Here is a 13,788-nt window from a genome sequence, read left to right as displayed (position 1 = left end):
GTTAGTGCTCGACGCCGACGATCGAGAGGTCGATGCCGCCGAAGAAATAGCCCACCTGGGCATTGCGGACGTTGGAACCGACCACGCTGTTGGTATGGCTGCGGATGAGCGGGATGATCGGGTACGTCTTCAGGGCAGTACCGAAGGCCTCGGACCACTTCTTGCCGAGCTCCTCGGAGGTGCCGTCGGTGCTGCGCAGCTCGAACATGGCCTTGGAGACCTGCGGATCGAAGTAGCGGGAGGTGTTGGAGAAGCCGTAGCTGGTGCCGTCGTTGTTCGGGCCCAGGAGGGGGTCGGCGGAAGTGCGCACCGATGCCGGGTCGGCGCCGCCGCACCAGCCGGAGCGGCCCAGGTCAGGAAGCTGTTCGCTGGCCATGATCGAGTAGTAGTTCGGCGCCGGAATCGGAACGAGTTCGACGTCGATGCCCAGGGCCTTCAGGTTCTGTTGGACCACGGTGCCCGTGTTCTTGTAGGCATCGCGGTTGTTGGCGTAGCCGTACGTGAGTGTCTTGGGGTAGTCCTTGCCCGCCAGGAGCTTCTTGGCTTCCTCCAGCTTGGGCTTGCCGCTGGGGTCGAGTTCCAGGTCCGTGGCGACATAGCCGCGCATCTTGGAATTCAGCGGGCTCTGGGTGATTTCGCCGAAGCGGCGTCCGCCGTACTGCACCAGGATGGACTGGCGGTCCAGGGCCAGCGCAATGGCCTTGCGGACGTCGGGGTCGGTGATCTTCTGGGTGTTCAGGCTCAGGACATCGTTGCAGCCGAGCAGGCCGGAAGCCACCCGGTCCTTGACCTTGGCATCGGCCAGCTTGGCCGAGTCGGAGGTCTGCAGGGCGCCGTTGGAATCCAAGGTGATGGCGTTCGGGTCCGAGTCGGCCAGGAGCTGCTGGCTGATCGTGGCCTGCGAGGTGGACAGCGAGAAGCTGAAGGTGTCCGGCAGCGCCGAGCGGTTGGGGTCCGTGGCGGGATCCCAGTGCGGGTTACGGACGAGTTTGAGGGACTTGCCGCGGTTGTAGGTCTCCACCATGTACGGTCCTGACGACACCGGGTGGTTGGTGTAGTCCAGCTTGCTGTCCTTGGCCTTGGGGACCGGGGCCGTGTTGGAGCGCGATGCCAGCGCCGGGAACTCCGCGAACGGCTTCTTCAGGTGGAACACCACGGTGCGCTCATCGGGGGTTTCAACAGCCTTGAGCACAGCGGCCGGATCCTTGTACGGCCCCTTGTACCCGCCGGCGTCGAGCGCTGCATTGAGTTCCTGCGGTGCCTGCGTGTAGACGTCCTGCGCGAAGGTGCGCTCGATCCCGTACTTGATGTCGGCGGACGTGATGGGGCTGCCGTCCTCGAATTTCACGCCGTCCTTCAGCGTGAAGGTCCAGCTGAGTCCATCGGCGGAGACCTTGCCGGTGTCCGTCGCGAGGTCCGGAACAACCGTGGGCGGCTGCCCGGCCGTTTCCTTGGCCATGGTCAGTGTGCGGTAGTACAGCTGGCCGACATTGGCCGTCTGGACGTAGTTGCTGTTGCCCGGGTCCAGCGTCTGGAAATCGGAGGACATCAGGACGCTGATGTTGCCGCCCTTGGCGCTGAACCCGGCCTGGACAACGTTGGGTGCCAGTTCGGTGACCGACTCGGCGGGCTTGGCGGCGCCGGTCTGGCTTTGGCCTGCGCCGCAGCCCGTGGCGGCCATGGCGATCAGCACGGAAAGCGCCAGTGCTCTCGTGGGGGTTTTCATGATGCTCCTCTTGAGGGTTGGGTGAACGGAGGTGTGCGGGGATTGGGACTTGGCCGGCTGACGCCTGCGCGGGATCAGTGCCGGGAGGCTTTGGGATCCAGGGCGTCGCGGACGGCGTCGCCGAGCAGGTTGAACGCGAGGACCGTGACGATGAGCATGGCTCCGGGAACGGCGAGGAACCAGGGGTCACTGAGGTACCAGTTGCCGGACTGGGCGGCGTTGAGCATCTGGCCCCAGGACGGTGTGGGGTCTTTGACGCCGACGCCGAGGAAGGACAGCGCCGCTTCGGCGGAGATGTTCGTGGGGATCAGCATGGTGGCGTACACCAGGACCACGCCCATGACATTGGGAATGATCTGGCGGAAAAGGACACTGATGTGCGAGGCGCCAAAGGACCGTGCTGCTTCCACGAATTCGCGTTCCCGCAGGCTCAGAACCTGGCCGCGGACAATGCGGGCGAGGTATGCCCAGCCGAAAAAGCCCAGGATGATCACCAGCGAGGCCATGGGCAGGAAGCTGCCTTCGCCCAGCGGCGTATCACGGAGCCTGGACTGCAGGATGGGCGTCAGGGAGAGCACCAGCAGCAGGTGCGGAAATGCGAGGAACAGGTCCATGATGCGGCTGATGATGGCGTCGGTCTTGCCGCCGAAGTAGCCGGCCGCAGCGCCGAGCACCGTTCCAAGGACCACGGAAACAGCCGTGGACAACAGGGCGATCGTGAGGGAGACCTGTCCGCCGTAGGCAAGCCTGGCGAAGAGGTCGCGGCCCAGGCCGGGCTCGACGCCCAGCCAGTGCTGCGCGGACGGGTACATGTAGCCAGGGAGCGGCAGGCCCGGAGTCTGGAAATCGTCCAGCACTTCCGGGCTGGTGTTGGAGGTGAAGGGGTCGTTGCCCGACAGGGCGCTGAGCGCGGGGGCGAGGATGGCGAACAGCATGATGGCCACCACCGCGCACAGGCTCAGGAGGGCAATCTTGCTCCGGCGGATCCGCAGCCAGGCGGTGGCCAGCAGCGACCGGGCCTCTGCGGGGGCGGCGCCACCGGACGTCCCGGACCGTGCGGGTCCGCTATTCCGGCCGGCCGGTGTTCCGGCGCTGGCGGGGGAAGGGCTCGCGGCGCCGGCTTCGGCGGTGGACTGTAGCTGGGTCAACGGGGACTCGTTTCGTGGTCCGTGGAGCAAGCTCCGGAACTTTTGTATACCAAAAAATAGTAAGGCAACTCAGGTGCGATGTAAATCACATGCCTCCTTGGACGTTCCGGCATTCCGGACACTTCTCCCGGATTCGCGGGCATCGGGAGGTGCTTGTTGTTCGCCTGGGGCGGGGTCCGCGGGATGCCTGCATGGCTCGCCAGCCACTGCCGAAGCGCCCCTTTTCGGCCTAATAAGCGGCGGACTGCCTGAAAACGGCCATAAAATGCCGTTTTTGGAATACCAAAGCTTAGACTGTGGTGGACATCACCAGAGAAGGGGTCCCGTTGATCACGAAAATTACCGCCCGCCACGTCCTCGGCCACGAAGACGGCGGCCACGTTCTCCTGGATGACGCCTGCGTTGTCTACAGGGATGACACCATCGAGTTCGTCGGCCGGGAGTACCGGGGTTCCGTTGATAATGAACGTCACCTGGGCGAGGCGCTCCTCATTCCCGGCCTGATTGACCTCGACGCACTGGCGGACGTGGACCACCTGCTGCTGGACAGCTGGGCCGGCCCGGAGCTTGCCGCCGGCTACCAGTGGTCCGAGGACTACTTCCGCAACCGCCGGGCCGACGTTTTCACGGCCGAGGAGCGTCAACAGATCCGCGAGTATGCCCTGATCCAGCTGGTCCTGCACGGCATCACCACCTACATGCCCATTGCCTCCGAAGTCCATTCCGGGTGGGCGGAGACCTTCGACGAGATCGCGGGGATGGCCCGCACCAGCCGGCGGCTGGGGCTGCGGGCGTATCTTGGTCCGGCGTACCGCGGGGGTGTGAACGTGCTCCGTAGGGACGGCGAACGCTCGGTGCTGTTCGACGACGGCGAGGGAGCGGCCGGGTTCGCGGATGCCGCGCGGTTCCTCGATTTTGCACGTGGGCTGGCCGATCCTCTCGTGCAGGGCGTGCTTCTGCCCTGCAGGATCGAGACCCTCGGATCCGATCTGCTGAAGGCCACCGCCCAGCTTTCAGCGGAGCGCGACGTGCTGGTCCGGCTGCACTCCCTGCAGGGCCTGGTGGAACGCCGGATCATCCAGGACGCTCACGGAGTGACGCCGCTGGAGCTCATCGAACAGGCCGGCCTGCTCAACGAGCGGCTCCTTATTCCGCACGCCACTTACACGGACCGCAACCCCGCGGTCCACGGCGAGGACCGGGGCGAGCTGGCGAAGCTGGCGGACTCGGGCGTGAGCATCGTCCACTGCCCGCTTACGTCCATGCGTTACGGCAGCACTCTGGACTCGTTTGGGGCATACCGGGAGGCGGGAATCAACATTGCGCTCGGTACCGATTCCTTCCCGCCGGACCTGATCCGGGGTATCGATGCCGGGGTCCAGCTGGCGAAGATCCTGGCCGGGGATGCCGGGGCAGGGGATGTGGCCGGATACTTCGACGCCGCCACGCTGGGTGGTGCCCGCGCACTCCGCCGCCCGGACCTCGGGCGGCTGGAAGCGGGTTCGCAGGCGGACATGGTGGCCTTTTCGCTCGATGATTTCCGCGACGGGGTCAGGGATGACCCCCTGCGAACACTCCTGCTGAACGGAACCGCCCGGCAGGCCGTGCTGTCCGTGGTTGCCGGCAGGACCCTGATGGCGGACGGTGAGATTGACGGCGTCGACCTCGGATACTGGCGCCGCAGGGGGCAGGAACTCTTCGACAAAATGAAGGCCGCATACACGCTCCGGGATGCGTCCCGCAGGACCACGGCCGAGCTGTTTCCGCCCGTGTATGCTCGGGTGGAACACTGAGCGGGGCCGTGCCTCCGGCTCCGGAGGTGACTGTATGGAGGGGAATGCGAACGTGGCCAAGCCTGTGCCCGAAACGCTGAACGGCCGCGACGACGAAGCCCGCGCCGAGCATGTCTACCAGCTGGTCCTCGAAGGCATCGTGGCCGGAAAATATGAGCAGGGCATGCGGCTGCGCGAACGCGAGCTCTCCGAGGTTTATGACGTTTCACGGATTCCGGTCCGGGAAGCCATCCAGCGACTGGAGCAGGACGGCTTTGTGGAGACGTTCCCGCGCCGCGGCGCGGTGGTGCGCCGGCTGACCCTCACCGACGTCAACGAGCTGTTCGACGTCAGGCTCTGCCTGGAGACTTTTGCTGCGCGGATGGCAGCCATGCGGGTGTCCGGCGGCGAGTCCGGCCGCCTGCTTCAGGAGCTGCTGGACGAAACCCGGGACGCGATCGACGGCGGGCGGACGGACGACGTCGTGCGGCTCAGCGCCGAGTTCCACGCCGAAATCGTCCGGCTTTCCGGAAGCCGCCTCCTCATCGAATCGGTAAAACCGCTGTTTGGGCGGATGCGCTGGATCTTTGGCCTCGCGCACAACCGCAGCAACGAACTCCAGCGGGACGAACACATGGAACTGTGCAATGCCATCCTTGCCGGCAAGGCGGATCTGGCGTATTCGCTCGCGTACTCGCACATCGAGCTTGGCCGCGAGCCCGTCCTGGCCGGGCTGGCCCAGACGCTGGAACCCTGACGCAGGCTCCGTTGCCGGCGGTGTAAAACATCGTTACTGATCCGGTCAAATTGGCGGTTTGCGGGAACAGACTGACGGACCTCTCAGTTATGAGTACTGAGGATAAAAAATGAGCACTACGTGTACGGCACTTGTCATTCCGGTCCGGTTGGACGAAGCCCTACGAACCGTGGCCATCGACGCTACTCCGGATGTCTTGCGGGAGTTGGTTGGGGGACATCTGGAGTCCGTAAGCCGCGGCGACTGGCATGTTTACCTCAACGCCGAAGGCCACTCCATGAACCTGCCGCCGAACATCCGGGCAGCCCAACTCATCCATGAGGCGGGGCTCGACCTTTCGGACGCGACCCGCGGAACAGCTGTATTCCTTGGCCGGACCGGGCCCGGCGGTGAAGCTGACGTCCCCGAGCACCTGCTGCGGCGGGCCGCGGAAATGTTCGGATCCCCGCTGGCGGCATAGGGGCAGGTTGCGGGACGGCCCTGCCGCTTCACGCTGCCCGGACGAGCGGGAGCTCGTCCCAGTTGGTGGTGTACCGCGGCGAGAGCATGCTGCGTTCCATGGACCAGTCGGGCCCGCCCCGGATGCCGGCATGGCCCAAGCCCACTGAACCCCGTCCGTACTTGCGGCTGATATCCTCCAGCAAGGTTCCGATGCCGCGTTCCTCATGCGGGTTCGCGAATACCGGCAGCGGCGCCTGCCGTCCGCTGGGGCGGAGGTCGGTGACCATGATGCCGGCGCGGACGTACTTGATGCCTTCCTGGAGCCGGGGGAGCAGCGCATGCGAGGCCTTCGTCAGCAGCACCGGATCTGCGGTGGGCAGGGGCAGCGTCACGGTGACAGTCGGGTATGACGTATCCAGCGGGTTGTAATGCGAGGTGCCGGCGAACGCATTGAGGACCTTGGCCTGGAGCCCGTGTTTGGCCAGGCGGGCGCTCGCCTGCTGCGCATACACGCTCATGACTTGGCGCAGGTCCGCTGCGGTGGTGATGGGCGTTGAGAAGGACCGGCTGAAGATGAGCTGGTCACGTCCGATGCGCTCTTCTTCCATGGGGATGCAGGGAGTGCCCTGGAGTTCCAGGACCGTGCGCATCAGCACCACGGAGAAGCGCTCCCGGATCCGCACCGGATCGGCGTTTGCAAGGTCGAGGATGGAATGGATACCCAGGCCGTTCAGGCGCTTGGTGAGCCTGCCGGCCACACCCCAGAGTTCTATGACCGAGAGCCGGCGCATCAGCGCTTCGCGGGCCTGGGCAGGCATGGCATCCCAGTGGCACACGCCGTTGAGGCCGGGGTTGTTCTTCGCCCATTTGTTGGCCAGCTTCGCGAGGGTCTTGGTATTGGCAATCCCCACGCAGACCGGCACTCCGACGTTGCGGCGGACAGCCGCCTTGATGGTGTGGCCAAGCTGCAGGAGCTCGTCCGGGGTGCCTTTGACTCCCAGGAAGGCTTCGTCGATGCTGTAAACCTCCAGCCATGCCGAGTACCTGCCCAGGAGCTCCATGACACGCGAGCTGATGTCGCCGTAGAGCTCGTAGTTGCTGGACCTGGCCACCAGCCCCCATTCCTTCACGCGGGGCGCGATCTTGAACCACGGCTCGCCGACGGGGATGCCGAGGGCCTTGGCCTCGGGGGACCTGGTGACCGCGCAGCCGTCGTTGTTGGATAAGACAACCAGGGGGCGGCCTTCCAGCGACGGGTCGAAAGCGCGCTCCGCCGACGCGTAGAAACAGTTGACGTCGACCAGGGCAATCCGCCGGCCCGTGTCCGGTGCGCGCGCGTCAGACATGGTGCAGGCACCGCGTGGCTACGCCCCAGATAACAAGATCCGACAGGTCTGGAACGCGGATGTCCGGATACCGGGGGTTGTCCGCCTGCAGCACTACTCCGGATGCCGTGATCCGCAGCCGCTTGATGGTCAGCTCGCCGTCCAGGACGGCGATGACCACCGATCCGTCTTTCGGATCCAGGGCGCGGTTGACGATGAGTTCGTCTCCGTCGCTGATTCCGGCCCCCTCCATCGAGTCCCCCGACACCCGCACGACGTACGTGCTGGTGATGTCCTTGATGAGGTGTTCGTTGAGGTCGATCCGGCCGTCAAAGTAGTCCTGCGCCGGCGAGGGGTAGCCAGCCGCGACCCGTACCGGGGAGATCAGCACCGACAACAGGGAAGTGCCCGCATCTATCACACGGGGACCGATAACTATGCCCACAACACACCTTTATTCGAATATATGTTTCCTTCAGCCCTTGGCTGGATGTCTTTGACGTAGCCTACGGGCGGCCTACGACAGTCACCCACGGCTCGTCGGAAGTGTTATCTGGAGTGTTGTCCACGAGTTCACGGTTCAGTCAATTTGGCCTGTTAGACCGGATGCCAGCACATGAGTTCGTTTCCAAGGAGCCGCCATGCCCTGGTCCGTTCAACGAGTGATCCAGCACGAAGGGGAGGAATCCTGGACCGTCATCGACCCCTCGTACGACGTTGTGGCTCCAGTGGACCGGTTCCTTGCTCATTTGGAAGCCGTGGACAGATCGCCCGGGACGGTCAGGTCTTATGCCTTCGATCTGCGGGACTTCTTTACGTTTCTCGAGCAGGCCCAGGTGCGGTGGCAGGACGTGCAGTTGGAGGACCTTGGCCGCTTTGCCAACTGGCTGCGGCTAGCACCCGCCGAGCGATCGGGACAACTGCGGCGCCTGACGGGCCGGGCGGACCATTGTTCGGCGACGACGATCAACCGCAAGTTATCTGCGGTCGGATCGTTCTACCAGTTTCATCAGCAACACGGGGCGAGTTTCGAATTCTTGCCGCTGTCGCGTCGGCGTGGCAGCGGCGGATCGTGGAAGCCGTTGCTTGCCCATCTTGGCGGTTCGGCCCGGCCGGGGAAGGAGCTGAAGCGGAGGGCGTCGGCCCGGATACCGCGGACGCTCAGCCCGGGTCAGGTTTCGGTGGTCATGGAGGCGTGCGACCATCAACGGGATCGATTACTTTTCGCCCTGCTGGCTGGATCCGGGATGAGGATCGGCGAAGCACTTGGACTACGGCATGAGGACATTGACGCCGCTGAGTGCATCGTCAGGGTGCGGGCACGGCGGAACGCCAACAACGCCAGGGCGAAGACTGGCGACCGTGACATTCCAGTCCAGCCCGGTCTGGTGCGGATGTTCGCAGATTACCTGTTCGACGAATACGGGACGCTGGATTGCGACTATGTGTTCGTGAATCTTTGGGCGGAGCCCGTGGGCCGTCCGATGACTTATCAGGCGGTCCTTGATCTGGTCGCCCGGCTGCGGGCCCGTACGGGGTTTCACTTCACACCGCACCAGTTCCGCCACACGTATGCCACGGACCTGCTTCGCCGGAACGTCCCGTCCGAGGTGGTCCAGAAACTCTTGGGCCACTCGTCGGTCGCGACCACGATCGACACCTATTCCCACCTCGAGATCCGGCACGTGCGGAAGGCGCTGGCATCGGCGGGCTGGCTGCCTGACAGGCCGGAGGCCGACGGCGACACTCTCGCTCCGCTGAAAGGGGACGGTCGATGACCCGGCGCGAAATCAGAGGTGGTTCCACCGGCCCGGGCGACGCCCTGCCTCGGATGCGCCTTGCGCTTTCGCCACGGTTTGATGCCGCTGTGATTGTGCTCGATGACACTGAGCTGGCGGGAAACCTGTTCCCGCTCTGCAGCATTGGCGGGTGCGCCCGGTTCCTCAGTACCAAGCAGTTGTGTCAAACGCACCTCTACCGGTGGAACAAACTCGGCCAACCCGGTCTCGACGAATTCCGGGCCCAGTCCGGGCCAGCAACAAGGCCTGAAAGGTTGGATCTGGGCGGCTTGCCGGAAAGGCTCCGCATCGAGCTGGCCTTGGCGATCCAGCTCCTGGCTTCCAGCCCGAGGGATCGGCAACGGTTCCGGTTGCAGGACCTCCGCGGCCTGCTCGGCAGGCTGAGACAACGGGAAGCAGGGTCGTTACTGATCGATTCCGGCGATCAAATCACCGAGCTTCAGGATGCTTCTTCGGCGGTGCGGCGGGCGTATGCGGCTCTTTCCTCGGCTCTGGAACAGTTTCTGGAACCGCCCAATGCGTCCTCTGAGTTCGAGCGCGATGTCTGGCGGCTGGAGGTCATGGGGTTCAGGGGCAGGACCGGCCAGCAGGGCAGGTTGCGGTTCAGCACCATGCCGCAGCCGTGGCTGAGGCTGCTCGCGAAGCGGTTCATGCGCTGGCGGATCTCCACCGGGACGAGTTATTCCCAGCTCAACCGGGATATGACTGCCTTGCAGCGGCTGGCGGACGCTTTCACCGAACATGCCGGTGCCAGCGGCGCGGTGCAGGACTTCACCAGGGAAAGCATCGAGGTCTACCTCAACCTGTTGCTTCGACTCCGCCTCAGTCCCGCCAGCCGCAGCTACTCCCTGAGCTCGACTGCCTTGTTCCTGCGGGCGGTCCGCGAAAACAACTGGGAACCGGCGCTGCCGCCATCTGTCGGGATTCGAATGGGAGACCATCCGCGCCGCCCGGCGGCACTGCCTCGGGCACTTCCGGAGTTCGTCATGGCCCAAATCGAGGACACCAAAGCGCTCGAGCAGTTGGAGCAGCCGCACCGGCTCATGATGCAGATACTCATCCGCACAGGGCTACGCCTTTCCGATACATACCGCCTGGAAATCGACTGCCTCCTCAACGACAACCAGAACGCCCCCTACCTGCGCTACTTCAACCACAAGATGTCCCGCGAGGCGACATTGCCGATCGACGACGAACTCGCTGCCGCGATCACCCAGCAGACAACTGTCGTCCGAGCCGTCATGCCGGAAGCCCGCTACCTTGCCCCGGCCCCAATCTCCACAAACGGCGACCGGCCATGGAACCCCGGAACCGCCGCCGGCCACATCCAGGCCTGGCAGACGACGATCGGGCTCCATGATGAACAGGGCCGCCCGTTTCGCTTCACCGCCCACCAGCTTCGCCACACCTACGCCACACGGCTCATCAACGCCGATGTCCCGCAGGAAGTGGTCCGCCGCTTGCTGGACCACGAATCCCACGAGATGACCGCCCGCTACGCGCGGCTCAAGGACGAAACCGTCCGCCGGCACTGGGAACAAGCCCGGAAGATCAACATCCACGGCGAAATCCTCCGCCCTGAGCACGATGACGCGATCAATGACGCGGCCTGGATGAAAGAAAACCTGGGGCGGGTCACCATGGCCCTGCCCAACGGGTACTGCGGGCTGCCACTGCAACAGGCCTGCCCCCACGCCAACGCATGCCTGACCTGCCCGGTCTTCGTCACCACCCCCGACTTCCTGTCCGAGCACTTGAACCATCTACGCTCGACGAAACGGCTCATCGCCCAGGCCGAGACGGCAGGGCAAACGCGAGTCGTCGAAATGAACCGACACGTCGCGGCCAACCTGGAAAGCATCATCGGCACTATCCAAAGCACCGGGGACGGGAGCAGTAACGATGCGAACTGACAACACCCACCACCTCCTGGCCGCTGCACGCCAACGATCAGACAAGGCGCGTCAACAAGTGGAGGAGGCGCTCAAGCAACTGGACCAAACCACGCACGCCGCAACCGTTAGCGAGCTCGCCCGGACAGCGGGCGTGTCACGCTCCTGGCTTTACACCCAGCCGCACCTGTTGGAGCAGCTCCAGCAGCGGACCCGACCGGGCAGAAAATCCCCAACCGCGTCGTCTGTTCGGGCGTCCGAGGCATCCATGCACCGACGGCTTCAGCTTGCCCACCAACGCATCCGGCAGCTGACGGACGAGAACCGCCGTCTGCAGGATCGGCTGGCACGGGCGCATGGAGCGCTGCGCGAGGCCCGGCGTTGACGTCGCAGTAGTCCCCGCGTCTCCGTGCTCTTGATCGTGCACAGTCCTGGCCTGTGAATCGCAGCGGTTTTTGGCGTCGTTCTATCTGCGGGTGTCCGGGTCGTCGCAGCGCCGGCAAGGATTATCGTCGCGGCTCTGGCGCAGGGCATGCGACTTCCTGAGCTTGAGGGTTACCCGATTGTCACCGAGCGAACTCGCAAGCGAACTTTCTTAGCGCAGCGGATCAGTACTGGGAGCGGTATCGCCAGAGGTGGGGTAAGTGAAGGTCCGGCCCGAAGGCGTCCACGATTTCCTTGAGCGTCTCGGGGCCGCGGCTATTGCTGAAGACCACGTCGTGACCGGCCTTTACTGAGTGACCGGCAATGGCGCGGGAGAGCGTTCCCGAATCGATCATTCCGGACTTCATGGGCTTGTTCCTTCGCTGGTTGGGGTTGCCCGACGCGCCGCCATGCGTGCGTGCCGGGGCCGTGCGTCGGCGTATCGGGGTGTTGTCGGCCGTGCGGCCGGCCGGGGGCCTGACCGGGAGCCCGCCTTGTGAGTGGTTGCATCACGCGCCGCCTGTGCGGCATCGGGTCGAGGAGTGGGGCGAGCGGGGACTCGATCTCAGAGATCGAGTCTCCGCACCGGTCGCCGGATTGGTCGATCTGGTCCCGCGGGCCCGGTTACTCCGTTGTTGTCCCGGCCGATCCGGATCGGGAGCGGCGCTTTGACGTGGGTTCAGCCAAGAAACTTAATGCTGAGGGAGAAGTTCTTCTGCCGCTGGGCCTGACCGAGAAGCAGCAGACCCGCTCCTTCCAGCCAGTGCGCGGTCTTCAGGTTACCGGTGTCCAGCGGGCGCAGTCCGAGGCTCTCGACGAACGAGGACACGGACGCCTTGGCGTTGGCGTCGTCACCGGCGATGAACACATCGAGGGGGCGGCCCTCGACCTCACCGGAGGCGAGGACGCCGCCGAAGAGCGTGTTGAACGCCTTGACGACATGCGCCCCCGCAGGGGCGGCCTTGGCGATCTCCTGTGCGGCGGAGCTGTCCTCGGGAGTGACGAGCGCGGTGAACGTGGTGAGATCGAAGGGGTTCGTGATGTCGACGATGACCTTGCCGGTCAGGGCGTCCCCGTACTGGCCGACGATGGACGAGGCGCTGGTGTACGGCACAGCCAGGATGACGATGTCACCGGTGAGCGCGCCGCTTGCGATCGTCCCTGCTGTGGCATGGCTACCGAGTCCGCCGGCCAGGGCGGCAGCCTTGGTACCGTCACGGCCGATGACCTGGACGCTGTGGCCGGCGGCGACCGCCCGGGTGCCGAGGATTCGGGCCATGGTTCCAAGACCGATGATACTGATGCTGCTCATGATGTGTGCCTGCTTTTCATAGTCGAAGCTGAGGAGGGTGTCGGGGGGTGGGAGTCGGTCAGACGTGCGCTGCGGTGGTGCGTTCGGCCGCCTTGGCAAGGCGCGCGACGACGGACTTGAGTTCGGTGGAGATCTCGCTGTCGTCGATCGGGTGGGTGTCGGCGAACCGTGTCAGCGAGTTGGGAATGGAGAGGGTGATGTCCTCAATCACGTTGGCCTGCGCGGCTGTTGCTGCCTTCCGGGCATCTTGGTGTGCCCAGACGCCGCCGTACTGGCCGCCCGAGGCGCCGATGACGGCGACGGGCTTTCCGGAGAGGGCGCCGGCTCCGTAGGGGCGGGAGAGCCAGTCGATGGCGTTCTTCAGAACGGCTGACATGGTGCCGTTGTACTCGGGGACGAACAGCAGGAGGGCATCGGCACGCGCGGCGGACTCCCGCAGGGCTGCGGCGTGCTGCGGGATGCTCCCCTCGCTGTCGAGGTCCTCGTTATAGAAGGGCACCTGCTCGAGGTTTTCCTGTATGGACAGCTCGACTCCCTCCGGGGTGAGCTTGGCGGCGGCCTGGGCGAGCTGGCCGTTGTGTGATCCGGCGCGTACGGAACCGACGAGGGCAAGGATGTGGATTGACATGGCGTCTCCTGGTGCTGCTTGTTGAGGCACGCGTCCGGGCGGACGGTGCTGGTTCAGAGTGAGGGGGCTCTGGTTGGAGTGGGGCGGGCCGGGCGGCGGAGCGATCTGCCGACGGCCTGGCAACCTGCCCCTGCGACAGGCACGGGTTCCGCTGGGCGCGTGGTTTATGCAGTCAGGGACAAGGTGGCCACGGTTACCACGGAGACCAGGCCCAGGACGGCCGGGGCCATCGCCGGGCCCCGGGTCTTGGGGTTGGCGTAGTCGCCGGCGCGGCGGTGGTAGGCGATCGCTCCGGCGAACACGACGGCCAGGCCGGCAGCGGCCGCGATGCCAAGCGGGTGCCAGAAGATTCCGACCGCCAGTCCGATCGCCGCGGCGGCCTCGGCCAGGCCGATGAACCGGGTGAGGGAGGCGCTGGCGCCCATGTGTTCCTGCAGTTGGCGCGGGATATCGCCCTTGAGCCTGATCTTCGGGATGCCCGCGCCCAGTGCGGCGAGGGCCAGTAGAGCGCTGAGAACGATGGCTGTGATGGTCACGGCAAAACCTCCAAGTAGTTTATGTGTTA

14 protein-coding genes are annotated in these 13,788 nt (G+C 65.1%); 6 read left to right on the top strand and 8 right to left on the bottom strand.

Translation table 11 applies throughout. From position 1 onward, the window contains the following. Position 1: 1 nt before the first annotated feature. Both CXQ91_RS15410 and CXQ91_RS15405 read right to left on the bottom strand, forming a co-directional pair. Positions 2-1,726, bottom strand: a complete 1,725-nt coding sequence (locus CXQ91_RS15410) for an ABC transporter substrate-binding protein (protein WP_181038909.1) — start codon at positions 1,724-1,726, stop codon at positions 2-4. Between the two features lie 74 nt (positions 1,727-1,800). Further along, positions 1,801-2,874 (bottom strand): ABC transporter permease, encoded by a 1,074-nt coding sequence (locus tag CXQ91_RS15405; protein ID WP_258074027.1) that lies wholly within the window; start codon positions 2,872-2,874, stop codon positions 1,801-1,803. A gap of 326 nt (positions 2,875-3,200) precedes the next feature. Here CXQ91_RS15405 and CXQ91_RS15400 point away from each other — a divergent pair, with 326 nt between their 5' ends. The 3 genes from CXQ91_RS15400 (at position 3,201) to CXQ91_RS15390 (ending at position 5,863) form a co-directional block, all read left to right on the top strand. Then, on the top strand, positions 3,201-4,667 hold the full coding sequence (locus CXQ91_RS15400) for a chlorohydrolase family protein (RefSeq protein WP_104174841.1): 1,467 nt from the start codon (positions 3,201-3,203) through the stop codon (positions 4,665-4,667). Between the two features lie 34 nt (positions 4,668-4,701). Then, positions 4,702-5,403 (top strand): GntR family transcriptional regulator, encoded by a 702-nt coding sequence (locus tag CXQ91_RS15395; RefSeq protein WP_258074026.1) that lies wholly within the window; start codon positions 4,702-4,704, stop codon positions 5,401-5,403. Between the two features lie 109 nt (positions 5,404-5,512). After that, on the top strand, positions 5,513-5,863 hold the full coding sequence (locus tag CXQ91_RS15390; RefSeq protein ID WP_104174768.1) for a DUF3846 domain-containing protein: 351 nt from the start codon (positions 5,513-5,515) through the stop codon (positions 5,861-5,863). Positions 5,864-5,891: 28 nt separating this feature from the next. Here the strand turns inward: CXQ91_RS15390 and CXQ91_RS15385 are convergent, their stop codons facing one another. Together CXQ91_RS15385 and CXQ91_RS15380 are read right to left on the bottom strand one after the other, a co-directional pair. Beyond that, positions 5,892-7,190, bottom strand: a complete 1,299-nt coding sequence (locus tag CXQ91_RS15385) for a Y-family DNA polymerase (protein ID WP_104174767.1) — start codon at positions 7,188-7,190, stop codon at positions 5,892-5,894. Further along, a complete protein-coding gene (locus CXQ91_RS15380) occupies positions 7,183-7,614 on the bottom strand; it encodes a LexA family transcriptional regulator (protein WP_104174766.1) in 432 nt (143 codons plus the stop codon). The genes CXQ91_RS15385 and CXQ91_RS15380 overlap by 8 nt, the downstream gene beginning before the upstream one ends. 196 nt (positions 7,615-7,810) lie before the next feature. On the opposite strand from CXQ91_RS15380, the gene CXQ91_RS15375 reads away from it, so the two are divergent. The 3 genes from CXQ91_RS15375 to CXQ91_RS15365 are packed head-to-tail and all read left to right on the top strand — an operon-like array spanning position 7,811 to position 11,245. Further along, positions 7,811-8,947, top strand: a complete 1,137-nt coding sequence (locus CXQ91_RS15375; RefSeq protein ID WP_104174765.1) for a site-specific integrase — start codon at positions 7,811-7,813, stop codon at positions 8,945-8,947. After that, positions 8,944-10,881, top strand: a complete 1,938-nt coding sequence (locus CXQ91_RS15370) for a tyrosine-type recombinase/integrase (RefSeq protein ID WP_104174764.1) — start codon at positions 8,944-8,946, stop codon at positions 10,879-10,881. The genes CXQ91_RS15375 and CXQ91_RS15370 overlap by 4 nt, the downstream gene beginning before the upstream one ends. Beyond that, positions 10,871-11,245: a DUF6262 family protein gene (locus CXQ91_RS15365; protein ID WP_146072352.1), complete on the top strand. Its 375-nt coding sequence runs from the start codon at positions 10,871-10,873 to the stop codon at positions 11,243-11,245. The genes CXQ91_RS15370 and CXQ91_RS15365 overlap by 11 nt, the downstream gene beginning before the upstream one ends. 223 nt (positions 11,246-11,468) lie before the next feature. Here the strand turns inward: CXQ91_RS15365 and CXQ91_RS15360 are convergent, their stop codons facing one another. The 4 genes from CXQ91_RS15360 to CXQ91_RS15345 all read right to left on the bottom strand — a co-directional run bounded on the left by CXQ91_RS15360 (position 11,469) and on the right by CXQ91_RS15345 (position 13,759). Next, positions 11,469-11,651 carry an NAD(P)-binding domain-containing protein gene (locus tag CXQ91_RS15360; protein ID WP_219816535.1) on the bottom strand — a complete coding sequence of 61 codons (183 nt, stop codon included), beginning with the start codon at positions 11,649-11,651 and terminating at the stop codon, positions 11,469-11,471. 311 nt (positions 11,652-11,962) lie between these two features. Further along, a complete protein-coding gene (locus CXQ91_RS15355; protein WP_104174763.1) occupies positions 11,963-12,595 on the bottom strand; it encodes an NADPH-dependent F420 reductase in 633 nt (210 codons plus the stop codon). A gap of 58 nt (positions 12,596-12,653) precedes the next feature. After that, entirely contained in the window at positions 12,654-13,223 is a 570-nt protein-coding gene (locus CXQ91_RS15350; RefSeq protein WP_104174762.1) for an NAD(P)H-dependent oxidoreductase, read from the bottom strand. Positions 13,224-13,387: 164 nt separating this feature from the next. After that, the gene (locus CXQ91_RS15345) at positions 13,388-13,759 is read right to left on the bottom strand and encodes a DoxX family protein (protein ID WP_181038908.1); all 372 of its coding nucleotides are present in this window, start codon (positions 13,757-13,759) and stop codon (positions 13,388-13,390) included. Positions 13,760-13,788 lie beyond the last annotated feature (29 nt).

This window comes from Arthrobacter sp. Y81 (assembly GCF_002929335.1).
GTDB lineage: Bacteria > Actinomycetota > Actinomycetes > Actinomycetales > Micrococcaceae > Arthrobacter.
The sequence above is the reverse complement of the archived record's forward strand: the minus strand, read 5'-3'. Positions and strand labels throughout refer to the sequence as shown.